The 11,952-nt window shown below is 67.1% G+C and carries 10 protein-coding genes; 5 read left to right on the forward strand and 5 right to left on the reverse strand.

Annotated features, from left to right (window positions below; translation table 11 throughout):
- Positions 1-63 precede the first annotated feature (63 nt).
- The 3 genes from hemH to QUV11_RS13030 are packed head-to-tail and all read right to left on the reverse strand — an operon-like array spanning position 64 to position 4,386.
- Positions 64-1,062: a ferrochelatase gene (hemH, locus tag QUV11_RS13020; RefSeq protein WP_300883334.1), complete on the reverse strand. Its 999-nt coding sequence runs from the start codon at positions 1,060-1,062 to the stop codon at positions 64-66.
- A gap of 26 nt (positions 1,063-1,088) precedes the next feature.
- Positions 1,089-3,389, reverse strand: coding sequence for a molybdopterin cofactor-binding domain-containing protein (locus tag QUV11_RS13025; protein ID WP_300883325.1), 2,301 nt, complete (start codon positions 3,387-3,389; stop codon positions 1,089-1,091).
- 4 nt (positions 3,390-3,393) lie between these two features.
- A complete protein-coding gene (locus QUV11_RS13030) occupies positions 3,394-4,386 on the reverse strand; it encodes an Mrp/NBP35 family ATP-binding protein (protein WP_300883326.1) in 993 nt (330 codons plus the stop codon).
- A gap of 134 nt (positions 4,387-4,520) precedes the next feature.
- Between QUV11_RS13030 and hflK the strand changes: the two genes are divergently transcribed.
- The 4 genes from hflK to phbB all read left to right on the forward strand — a co-directional run bounded on the left by hflK (position 4,521) and on the right by phbB (position 9,204).
- Positions 4,521-5,663, forward strand: coding sequence for an FtsH protease activity modulator HflK (hflK, locus tag QUV11_RS13035; protein ID WP_300883327.1), 1,143 nt, complete (start codon positions 4,521-4,523; stop codon positions 5,661-5,663).
- Positions 5,663-6,514, forward strand: coding sequence for a protease modulator HflC (hflC, locus tag QUV11_RS13040; protein ID WP_289619113.1), 852 nt, complete (start codon positions 5,663-5,665; stop codon positions 6,512-6,514). The genes hflK and hflC overlap by 1 nt, the downstream gene beginning before the upstream one ends.
- Before the next feature lie 148 nt (positions 6,515-6,662).
- Positions 6,663-8,189, forward strand: coding sequence for a Do family serine endopeptidase (locus QUV11_RS13045; protein WP_289619114.1), 1,527 nt, complete (start codon positions 6,663-6,665; stop codon positions 8,187-8,189).
- Positions 8,190-8,481: 292 nt separating this feature from the next.
- A complete protein-coding gene (phbB, locus tag QUV11_RS13050; protein WP_300883328.1) occupies positions 8,482-9,204 on the forward strand; it encodes an acetoacetyl-CoA reductase in 723 nt (240 codons plus the stop codon).
- A gap of 58 nt (positions 9,205-9,262) precedes the next feature.
- Here the strand turns inward: phbB and QUV11_RS13055 are convergent, their stop codons facing one another.
- Both QUV11_RS13055 and QUV11_RS13060 read right to left on the reverse strand, forming a co-directional pair.
- Positions 9,263-10,459, reverse strand: a complete 1,197-nt coding sequence (locus tag QUV11_RS13055) for an ABC transporter permease (protein ID WP_300883329.1) — start codon at positions 10,457-10,459, stop codon at positions 9,263-9,265.
- The gene (locus QUV11_RS13060; RefSeq protein ID WP_300883330.1) at positions 10,452-11,396 is read right to left on the reverse strand and encodes an ABC transporter ATP-binding protein; all 945 of its coding nucleotides are present in this window, start codon (positions 11,394-11,396) and stop codon (positions 10,452-10,454) included. The genes QUV11_RS13055 and QUV11_RS13060 overlap by 8 nt, the downstream gene beginning before the upstream one ends.
- A 78-nt stretch (positions 11,397-11,474) precedes the next feature.
- Here QUV11_RS13060 and QUV11_RS13065 point away from each other — a divergent pair.
- The coding region (locus tag QUV11_RS13065) for a QueG-associated DUF1730 domain-containing protein (RefSeq protein WP_300883331.1) at positions 11,475-11,952 on the forward strand (478 nt) is incomplete at its 3' end.

The raw sequence follows: 11,952 nt of genomic DNA on the forward strand, positions 1-11,952 counted from the left end.
CTCTCCCCTCCCGCTTGCGGGAGGGGCAGCGCGGCTTGCCGCGCGGGGTGGGCCTGTAAAGACCTAAATCCACCCGCCCAGTTCGCGCCGCACGAGCGTCTCGAGCATGTCCATGCCCTCGCCACTGGCGTTCAGGCACGGCAGGTACGCGAACTTCTCGCCGCCGGCGTGTTCGAACTGCTCGCGGCCCTGGATCGCGAGTTCCTCGAGCGTCTCGAGGCAATCGACCGAGAAGCCCGGCGCGACCACGGCGATGCGCTTGACGCCCTTCTTGCCCAAGGCCTCGAGCGTGTCGTCGGTGGCAGGCTCGAGCCATTTGGCGCGGCCGAAGCGCGACTGGAACGAGACGACGAGCTCGCGCCCCATCGCCTCGGACAACAGCCGCGCGGTCTTGCGGCACTGGCAGTGATAGGGATCGCCCAGATGCAGCGTGCGCAGCGGCATGCCGTGGAAGCTGGTGACGATTTCCTCGGGCTCGAAATCGAGCGAGGCGATGGCATGCTCGATGTTGCGCTTCAAGGCATCGATATGCGCGGGGTCGTCGTGATAGGGCGGCAGCGTGCGGATCGCGGGCTGCCAGCGCATCGCCTGCAGCACCTCGAACGCCTTGTCGTTGGCGGTGCCCGTCGTCGCGCCCGAATATTGCGGATAGAGCGGCGCGAGCAGGATGCGGTCGCACCCCGCCTGCTTCATCGCCGTGATCCGCGATTCGATCGAGGGCTGGCCATAGCGCATCGCGTATTCGACCAGCACCGCATCGCCCAGCCGGTGCTTGAGCGCCTCGGCCTGCCGTTTCGAATAGACCGCGAGCGGCGAGCCCTGGTCGGTCCACACCTCGGCATAGGCCGCGGCGGATTTCTGCGGGCGGGTGTTGAGGATGACGCCGCGCAGCAAAGGCTGCCAGACGATCGCGGGGATTTCCACCACGCGCTTGTCCGACAGGAATTCGCCCAGATAGTCGCGCACCGCCTTGGTCGTCGGCGCGGCGGGCGTGCCGAGATTGATCAGCAACACGCCGATGCGCGGTTTGAGGATCGGCGGATGATCGGCGGGCGGCGCCATGCCCGATTTGGAAATGTCGAAATCGCTCACAGGCCACCCGAGAGCAAGGGCAGCTGACGCAGGCGCAGGCCGGTGGCAGAGGCGAGCGCATTGGCGATGGCAGGGGCAACCGCAGGCACGCCGATCTCGCCAAGGCCCGCAGGCGGCTCCTGGCTCTCGATAAAGTCCACGCGGATCTCCGGTATGTCGGCCAGTTGCGGCAGGGAAAGGTCTCTCAAGGTACGGGCATCGGGATAGCCATCGGTCCAGCCGGTAGCGCAGCCCATCGCCATCGCAAGGCCGAATATCATACCGCCTTCAATCTGTTGCAAGGCTATGTCGTGATTGATGATGCGCCCGGCATCGACCACCGCGGACAATCGCTCGACCCGAAAGCCGCCGCGCGCGCCCGCGCCGTCGGCGCCACTGCTGCGCGAGGCGCTGGCGACGACCGCGATATGCGCGCCGTTCCAGCTGCAGCAGGCGACGCCCTGGCCGCTGTTGTCGAGCCCGCCATCCCATTCGGCCAGCCCCGCCACCCGGGTCAGGCAGTTGGCAAGGCGGATGTTCTGCCCCAGCATCTGCACCCGGTACGACAGGGGCTCGCGCCCGGCTTGCGCCGCCAGCTCGTCAATGAACGATTCGGTGACGAACACGCCATAGCTCGCCGCATTGCCGCGCCAGCGCCCGGTGGGGATGTCGATCCGCACCGGGTAATGGTCGATCGCGATGTTGGCGATGTCATACGGCACCATCGCGCCCGACACCGCCATCAGATCTGCCTCGCCGCTGGTATCGCCGATCGCGTTCATCCCTGTCGAATCGTTGAACAACCGCTGCGCCGATTCGCGTGCGGTCGGCGGGCAGGCAATCTTGATCGACAGCGCCGAGATATTGGCCTGCGCATCGGTGATCGCGGCGAGGCGCGCGGCGATCGGCGTGCGCAGCGGATCGCGCACCGCCTCTTCGCGGCGCGAGCGGGTCAGCTGCACCGGGCGGCGCAGATCGCGCGCCAGGATCGCGGCGGGGGCGACCAGATCATCATCCAGCCGCCGGTCGAACGAGCCGCCTGCGGGCATCGGATAGATCTGCACATTGCCGGCAGGAATGCCCAGCGCCTCGGCCGCACGCCGCCGCGCCACAGCCGGCGCCTGGCTGGCCACCCACAGTTCGAGCCGGTTGTCGTCGAAGCGCGCGGTCACCGCCCCGGTTTCGGGCGTGGCATGCGGAGCCGCCGCGATCGCATAGCGCGCAGCGACGCCCTTGGTGGTCGCAAAGCCCGCGTCGCCATCGCCGCGCGCGATCATGCGATAGCCCTTGCCCTGGTTGCCGCCTTCGCCGTCGAGCGCATTGGCGAGCCGCTCTGCGACCGCCTCGCCGCTGCGCCTCTTGCCTGTATGGGCAAAGCGCGGCCGCAGCCGGTTGACCGCCTTGTCCGCCGCCCACCAGCTCGTCGCCGCCGCCGCAACCCAGTCCTTGCCCTGGACGATATCGATCAGGCCGGTGATGCCGTCGGCGGCCTTGCGGTCGACGCTGACCAGCGCGGTCGCGCCCACCGGCCCCTGGCGGATCGCGGCGTAGACCATGTCGGGCAGCCGCACATCGCCGGCAAAGGTCGCGCTGCCATCGACCTTGCCGGGCAGATCGAGCCGCGCGAATGGCGGCGCATCGCCGATCGGCTCGGCGCGGACATTGCCGGGCAGCGTCGTGCGCAACGGTGGGGGGTTGGGTACCGGATAGTCTACCGCCGCCTTTGCCAGCTCGGCAAAGCGCAGTTTCTCGTTGCCCCACACGACGAAGCCGTCGCGGGTGTCGGTCTCTTCGAGCGTCGCGCCCCAGCGGTCGGCCGCCGCCTGGCACAACAAGGATCGCGCGGTCGCCGCCGCAGCGCGATAGCTTGGCTCATACGCGGTGACCTCGGTATCGCCCGCGGTCACCACGAACTCGCGCATCGCCGCCCAGCGGCGCACCAATATGTCGTTGCCATCGGGCTTGAGCGCGGGACTGACGGGCAGCAGCAAAGGCGCCCATTCGCTGGCGAGCGCGGTGTTGGCGAAGACCGGCACGGGCGGCGCGGGCTCGAGCGCGATGGTGCGCCAGTCTGCGCCGAGCTCTTCCGCCACGATCTGGGCGAGCACGGTGCCCACCCCCTGCCCCATCTCGCAATGCGGATTGCTGACGATCACGGTGCCGTTGGCGGCGATGCGCAGATACGCGCCGAACACCGCCTCGTCGCCTGCCAGCCCGGGCGGGTTGTCGTAGCGTCGCGGCCACAGCGCCCAGGCGACCGTCAGCCCGGTGCCCGCCGCCGCAGTGATCAGCAGGCCGCGCCGCGTGATCTGCACCATGCCGTCAGCCTGCCCCGCCAGACGCGGCACCGAAGCGGTTGTCGATCCAGGTCGAGATGCGCGCGGCGATGGCGGCAAACCCGTCGGAGATCAGCCCCTCGCCCGAGGCGAGCGGCACCCCGGCATCGCTCGAGCGGCGGATCGTCATGTCGAGCGGCACCCGGCCGAGGAACGGCATGTTCATCGATTTGGCCGCCGCCTCCGCGCCGCCGATGCCGAACGGATCGGAGAGCTCGCCGCAATGCGGGCAGACATAGCCCGCCATGTTCTCGATCAGCCCGATGATCGGGACGCTGCCCTGCTCGAACAGGCTGATCGCGCGCACCGCATCCATCAGCGCCAGATCCTGCGGGGTCGAGACGATCACCGCGCCGGCGGGCTTGTGCTTTTGCAGCATCGAGAGTTGCACATCGCCGGTGCCCGGCGGCAGATCGACGATGATATCGGTGACATCGCCCCAATGCGCGTTGATCAACTGGTCGAGCGCCTTGCCCGCCATCGGCCCGCGCCACGCGATCGCCTGGCCCTGCGGCACGATATGCCCCATCGATAGCAGCGGCACGCCGTAATCATTGGGCACCGGCACCAGCTTCTCGTCGCGCGCGCTGGGCTTGACGTCCTCGCAATCGAACAGCCGCGGTTGGCTGGGGCCATAGATATCGGCATCGACCAGCCCGACCTTGCGTCCGGCGCGGTGCATCGCGACCGCCAGATTGGCCGAAAACGTGGATTTGCCCACCCCACCCTTGCCCGAGCCGACCACGATCAACCGCGGCGGGCGGCGCTCTGCGGTCATCGCGACCTGCACCTTGGTGACACCTTCAAGCTTGAGCAATTCGCCCTTGAGCGCGATCTCCATGCGGTCACGCGCCAGGCCGTCGAGCCCTGCGACATCGAGCACCACCGAAACCGTTCCGTCCTCGCGCAGCCGCACGCCGCTCGCCCTGCCCTCGCTCGCTGCGGCTGCAGCGGTTTCGATCTCGTTCAGCTCTGCCATAGTGTCCCAAGCGCATAAAGCGGCGCGCGCAGATCGCGCAAGCCCCGGCTTTGCCTAGACGAAATGCGCGCCCGAGCAAAACAGATGCGCATGAAACCCCTGTTTTTATCGGAGTCACGCCCTATAAAGAGAGTATGACAAGACTGACCGGCTGGTTTTCCCACATCCTGACTATGGCCAACAACAGCCCCTGGGGCAGCGGACCGGGAGGTTCGGGAGGCTCCGGCGATTCAGGGTCCGGCGGCGATGCCGGCGGCGGAAACGGCAGCGGCGGTCCGCGCAATCCCTGGCAACCGGCAGGCGCAGCGCCGACCGGCGGGCGCAAGGCCTCCAACATCGAGGAACTGTTCAAGCGGCGCGGCGGTGGCGGCGGCGGATTTGGTGGCGGCGGCTTTGGCGGCCTGCCCCGGCGTCCCAACGGCAAGAGCTATCTGCCGATCGCGATCGGCCTGATCTTCGTCTTGTGGCTGCTGCTCACCAGCATCCACCGCGTCGGTCCGCAGGAACGCGGCGTCGTCTCGCTGCTCGGCTCCTATTCGCGCACGCTCGAACCGGGGATCGCGCTGACCCTGCCCTCGCCGCTCGAATCGTTTCAGGCGGTCGATGTCCAGAACATCCGCACGATCGATATTCCGACCGCGGGAACGCAGGAGAATCTGATCCTCACCGGCGACCAGAACCTGGTCGACCTGGCCTATTCGGTGCGCTGGACGATCAACGATCCCACGCTGTACCTGTTCCAGCTCGCCGACCCCGAGGCGACCATTCGCGAGGCTGCTGAAGCCGCGATGCGCGCCAGCGTGGCCGAAGTCACGCTCGACGATGCGATCGGCCCCGGCCGTATCGAGGTCGAGCAGAAGGTCGAGCAGCGGATGAAGGAGCTGCTCGACAGCTATCGTTCGGGCATCCAGGTGCAAGGCGTCGCGATCAAGAAGGCCGATCCGCCCGAAGCGGTGAACGAGGCGTTCAAGGCGGTGTCCGCTGCGCAGCAGGAAGCGCAGACCTTCCTCAACGAGGCGCGCGCCTATGCCCAGCAGCTCACCGCTGCCGCGCAGGGCGAAGCCGCAGCGTTCGACAAGGTCTACGAGGAATACCGCATGGCGCCCGATGTGACGCGTCGGCGCATGTATTACGAAACCATGGAGCGGGTACTGTCCAAGCTTGACAAGACGATCATCGAACCGGGCAATGTCGTCCCCTATCTGCCGCTGCCGGAGCTGCGCAAGCGGGTCGAGGCAACGCCCCCGCCTGCGCCGGCTGCAGGGGAGGCACGCTGATGGGTACGATCATGCAACGTCCGATGCTGTGGCTTGGCCTGCTCGCGGTGATCCTCATCGCGCTGGCAAGCTCTGTCGCGATTGTTCCGGAAACCAAGCAGGCGGTGATTGTGCGCTTTGGGCAGCCGGTGCGCACCTTCAACGTCTATCGCGAGAACGAGGAGTTCGGCCGCACCGGCGCGGGCCTGATCGCGCGCATTCCGTTTGCCGAACAGATCGTCTGGGTTGACAAGCGCGTGATCGCGGTCGAAATGGAGCAGCAGCAGGTGCTCTCCACCGATCAGCTGCGGCTTGAGGTCGATGCCTATGCCCGCTTCCGGATCGTCGATCCCGAGCGGATGTATGTCTCGGCCGGAAGCGTCGAGCGGGTCGCGGCGGAACTCCGCCCGATTCTCGGCTCGGCCCTGCGCAACGAACTCGGCAAGCGGCAGTTCGCCGCCCTGTTGAGCCCCGAGCGCGGCGGCATCATGGACCGCATCCAGGCCGGGCTCGACCGGATCGCTTCGCAATACGGCGCACAGATCGTCGACGTGCAGATCAAGCGCGCCGACCTGCCGCAGGGCACGCCGCTGCAGAGCGCGTTCCAGCGGATGCGCACCGCGCGCGAGCAGGAAGCCCGGACGATCACCGCCCAGGGCCAGAAGAACGCGCAGATCATCCGCGCCGAGGCCGATGCATCCGCATCGCGTACCTATGCTAACAGCTTCGGCAAGGATGCATCGTTCTATGAATTCTATCGTGCCATGCAGAGTTACGAGCGGACATTCCTGGGTGGATCGGGCGAGACCTCGATCATCCTGTCGCCCAACAACGAATATCTGCGGGAATTCCAGGGTCGGGGGAATCGCTAATCGGGTGTGGCGCACCTAAATGCGCCACACCATTCAATCTGCGTTCAGGCGTGGATTGCAAACCGGAAGAACCATGGTTTTGCGCCGCTTTGCCGGTGTTCTGGGGAAGACCGGTGGTCGCGTCTTGAGACATGAAGAGGAATCACACGTGCGATACGCTTATGCAGTGACGTCAGCCCTTTTGCTTGGTGGCAGCGCCGTGGTGCTGGCCACCGGCCAGCCATTGGGCGCGCAGGTCGCCCAGAACGACCAGAGCGCGATGATGGCCGCCGCGCCCCAGGCCGGTGCGCCGATGAGCTTTGCCGACCTCACCGAACAGCTCCAGCCGGCGGTGGTCAACATCTCCACCCGCCAGCGCGTCAAGGTGGCCAACAATCCGTTTGCCGGAACGCCGTTCGGCGGCCTGTTCGGCGCGCCCGAAGGCGGCGGCGGTGGCACCCGCGAAGCGCAGTCGCTGGGATCGGGCTTCATCATCTCGGCCGACGGCTATGTCGTCACCAACAACCACGTCGTGGCCGCCGAGGGCAATGCCTCGGTCGAATCGATCACCGTGACCATGCCCGACGGCACCGAATATCCCGCCCGGCTGATCGGCCGCGATCCGCAGTCCGATCTTGCCGTGCTCAAGATCAGCGGCACCAAGGCATTCCCGTTCGTGCGCTTCGGCGATTCGACTAAGGCGCGCGTCGGCGACTGGATCCTCGCGATCGGCAATCCGTTCGGCCTTGGCGGCACGGTGACCTCGGGGATCATCTCGGCGGTGTATCGCAACACCGGCCAGGGCGGCGCCTATGACCGCTATCTGCAGACCGATGCCGCGATCAACCGGGGCAACTCGGGCGGCCCGATGTTCGATCTCAACGGCAACGTCATCGGCATCAACAACGCGATCATCTCGCCCACCGGCGGCAGCGTCGGCATCGGCTTTGCCATCCCCGCCGAAGTTGCGGCCCCCATCGTCGAGAAGCTGCGCAGCGGCGCGGCGATCGAGCGCGGCTATCTGGGCATCGGCATCAACCCGTTGACCGACGATCTGGCCGCATCGCTTGGCCTGCCCAAGCGCCGCGGTGAATTCGTCCAGCGGGTCGAGCCCGGCGAGGCAGCGGAGAAGGCCGGGATCAAGGCAGGCGACGTGGTTGTCTCGATCGATGGCAAGGACGTCACGCCTGACCAGACCTTGTCGTTCATCGTCGCCAACATCGCCCCGGGCAAGCGCATCCCTGTCGTTCTGGTGCGCAACGGCGAGCGGATGACCGTCACCGCGACGGTGGGCAAGCGCCCGAGCGAGGAAGAGCTGGCCGCGCAGAGCTTCAATCCCGAAGCTGCCGAGGATTTCTCGGACCAGGACGAGCAGGACAGCGAGCAGGCCACCCGCCAGGCGCTGGCCATGGCGGTCACCGAACTGACCCCGCAGATTGCCCGCCAGATCGGCGTTCCCGCCGAACTCAAGGGTGTCGTGGTGGCTGCGGTCGATCCTTCGGGCGATGCCGCGACCAAGGGTATCCGCCGCGGTGACGTGATCCTGTCGATCAACAACCGTCCGGTCGCTACCGGAGCGGATGTCGACCGGATCATCGCCGAGGCACGCGCCGCCAACCGCGAGGCCGTGCTGCTGCGCGTCCAGCGCCGTGCCGGCCAGCCGCAGTTCCTGCCGGTCCGCCTGCGGGCCAGGTAAGCGCTTCCGCAGCGACGAAGAACAAGGGGCGGTACCGATGGTGCCGCCCTTTTTCGTGCCGTTGGCGACTATACACATTTGTGTCAGCCCCGCGAAAGCGGGGGTCCCGCTCGTGCGCTGACGATTGAGCGAAAGCGGGATTCCCGCGTTCGCGGGAATGCCGGCAAAGGCGGCGTACCCTCCCCCTCGCTCCGCCCGCCAAGTTTTCGCAAGCGTCAACTTGTCTTGCCTGCCTTGCCTACCTAGTGTGCCTGAGAAAGCCTTGATTCACGGGCTACACAGGAGAGTATGCATGGGCAGAATTGCAATCGTAACCGGCGGAACGCGCGGCATTGGCGAGGCGATCAGCCTCGCGCTCAAGGATGCCGGAGCGCATGTGGTCGCCAGCTACGGTGGCAATGACGACGCAGCCCGGGCCTTTGCCGACCGCACCGGCATTGCGGTGCAGAAATGGGATGTCGGCGATCATCAGCAGAGCATGGATGCCGTCGCCAAGATCGAGGCCGACCACGGCCCGGTCGACATCCTGGTCAACAACGCAGGGATCACCCGCGATGCGACGATGATGAAGATGACCTGGGAGCAGTGGGACGAGGTGATCCGCGTCGACCTGACCGGTTGCTTCAACATGGCCAAGGCGTGCTTCCCCGGCATGCGCACGCGCGGCTGGGGCCGCATCGTCAACATCGGCTCGGTCAACGGCCAGGGCGGACAGATCGGCCAGGTCAATTACGCCGCCGCCAAATCGGGCATCCACGGCTTTACCAAGTCGCTGGCGATGGAAGGCGCGCGCTACGGCGTCACCGCCAACGCCATCGCGCCGGGCTATATCGCCACCGAAATGCTCGCCACCATTCCGCAGAACGTGATGGACAAGATCGTCGCGCAGATTCCGATCGGACGCCTCGGCAACCCGGAAGAAATCGCGCGTGGCGTGGTGTTCCTCACCGGCGAGGAAGCCGCGTTCATCACCGGATCGACGCTGTCGATCAACGGCGGCCAGCATATGTACTGATCGCCCATCGGGCAGAGATCACCAGAGGGGCCGCGCAGCGATGCGCGGCCCTTTTGCGTTAGGGCTTCGCCATCAGCCCGGCGATCAGGCCGCGCTTGGCGCCGCCGCCAGACTTCAACACATTGCGCCGGAACAATCGCGCGCCGAAGCGGATCAGCAGCAGCACCCACGCCGCCTGCCAGCCCAGCGCCAGCAGATGCTGCCAGAGCACGTCCTCCTGCGCCGCGCGCGCGAGCATCGCGAAGGGCGAGCTGAACGGGAATGCCACCGCGAACAGCTCGATCGGCTCGCCCAGCCGGGTGACCGAGAACGAGGCGAGGAAGAAGAACAGGAGCTGACCCATCGTCGCGGGCATCGACAGCGTCTGCACCTCGCGCACCGTGGTCGCCATCGCGCCGATGCCGAGGAACAGCGAGCCGAGCAGCAGATACGCCATCGCGAAATAGGCGACGCCCAGCGCCAGAAACATCGGCCAGCCGGTGGCAGGCGCGGGCAGATCCGGAACGCCGTTTCCTGCCAGCGTGATCGCGATCAATGCCAGCCCCGCCCAGCAGGCGATGCCGATCAGCGCCATTGCCAGCATCGCGAACAATTTGCCCAGAAAGATCGAATCGATCGGCACCGCCGCGGCGAGGATTTCGATGATCTTGTTGGTCTTTTCCTCGACCAGGTTGGACAGCACCATTCCGGCGAGCAGCATCGTCAACAGCACCAGCAGCGCCTGGCCGACCTGCGCGGTCACCAGCCGACCCTGTTCCTGCGAGCCCGAGCTTTGTGCGACCGCGCGGGTGGCAAGTCTTGCCGGCGCGGCCGCTTCGCCCTTGCGCGCGCGTTCCACCAGCAGCTCGAGCGGGCCCTGCCAGCGCTCGATCTCGCCCGCCGTGCCGATCAGCTGCGGGTCGGCGAGGCTGCCGGTGAGCACGCCCAGAAAGCGCGTGTCCTGTGTCGCGGCGAGCAACTGTTCGGGCGCATCGGATTGCATCGCGACCAGCATCGGCACCCTGCCCTCGCCGAGCTGCTCGGCAAGCGCGGTGCGCGCCGCGAGCGCTGCCTCAGAATCAGACGCGGCCATCACCAGCGCGAAGCTGGGCCGGTCGATATCGCGTGCGACCTGGCCGCCGATGCTGCCCGCAGCAACCCCGATGGCGAGCGGAAACACCGGTCCGAGCAGGAAGAAGAAGAACGCCTTGGAAAAGATGATCGCGGCAAAATCGCGCCGGGCGATCACCCAGGAAGCACGCAGCAGTTCACGCATCGGCGGTCTCCTGCCGCGCTTCTTCCTCGAGCTGGCGCGCGGCATCGGCGCCGGCGATCGCGACGAAGGCATCGTGCAGCCCGGGCCGCTCGATCGACAGCGACTGGATCCCCGCCTCGCCTTCGATCAGCGCGCGCAGCAAGGGCTCGACCCCGGTCTCGGGGAGCGTGAAGTGCCAGAAATGTCCTTCGGGCGCAGCATCGGCGGGCAAGGCTCCGCGCCATGGCCCGTCGAGCGACCGGGTCTCGAGCCGCACCTGCGGGCGGAGGCGATCGCGCGCCTCCGAGACCGATCCGGTGAACGGCACCTTGCCGCCCGCGATGATCGCGATGCGCTCGCACAACCGTTCGGCGTGCGCGATGACATGGGTCGAAAAGATCACGGTGACGCCGCGATCGGCCTGCGCGCGGATCAATCGCTCGAGCTTGGCCTGGTTGAGCGCATCGAGCCCCGAAAACGGCTCGTCGAGCACGATCAGCTCGGGCTCGTGCACCAGGGTGCCGAGCAGCTGCACGGTCTGCGCCATGCCCTTGGAGAGCGTGCGCACCTCCTTGTCCGCCGCCTTGCCCAGGCCATGCTCCTCGAGCATCGCCCTGCCCCGCTTGCGCCCCTCGGCGAGCGGCAGCCCGCGCAGCGCGCCCATGAACGCGATCGCGTCATAGGCCTTCATCGAAGGGTAGAGCCCGCGCTCCTCGGGCAGATAGCCGACGCGCTTGGCGACATCGAGCGGATGGTCGGTGCCCAGCAATGTGCGGGTGCCCTCGTCGGGATCGACGATGCCCAGCAGCATCCGCAAGGTGGTGGTCTTGCCCGCGCCATTGGGCCCCAGGATGCCGAAGATGCTGCCCGCCGGGACGGTGAGGTCGACCCCGTCGACCGCACGCTGGCGCCCGAAGATCTTGACCAGACCGCGCGCTTCGATGGCATTGCCGGTCACGGCCTGCCCCCGGGCAAGAGTGCGCACAGGCGCGGCATCCGGCTTGGTCGATCCACAGGAATCGGGTAGCGGAGAATGATGGGTAGCGGCAAGAAAAACCTTGAGGCGGCGATCGCAGCGGAAGCGGCGCAGCTGGGCTTTGCCGATTGCGCGATCGCGCCCGCCAGCCTTGGCCCGCAGACTGCCGAACGGCTGCAGGATTGGCTCGCCGACGGCTGCCACGGCGACATGCTGTGGATGGAGGCGCGCGCCGACCAGCGCGCCGACCCCGCGACCCTGTGGAGCGACGTGCGATCGGTGATCATGCTGGGAATGAGCTATGCGCCGGGGCGTGATCCGTTCGCGCTGGCCGATCATCCCGACCGGGGGCGGATCTCGGTCTATGCGCAGGGCGGCGATTATCACAAGACGGTCAAGACCGCGCTCAAGGCGCTGGCGCGCTGGGTTGTCGATCAGGCCGATGATATTCAGGTCAAGGTGTTCGTCGATACCGCCCCCGTCATGGAAAAGCCGCTGGCGATGGCGGCGGGGCTGGGCTGGCAGGGCAAGCACACCA

This window comes from Blastomonas sp. (genome assembly GCF_030373265.1).
GTDB lineage: Bacteria > Pseudomonadota > Alphaproteobacteria > Sphingomonadales > Sphingomonadaceae > Blastomonas.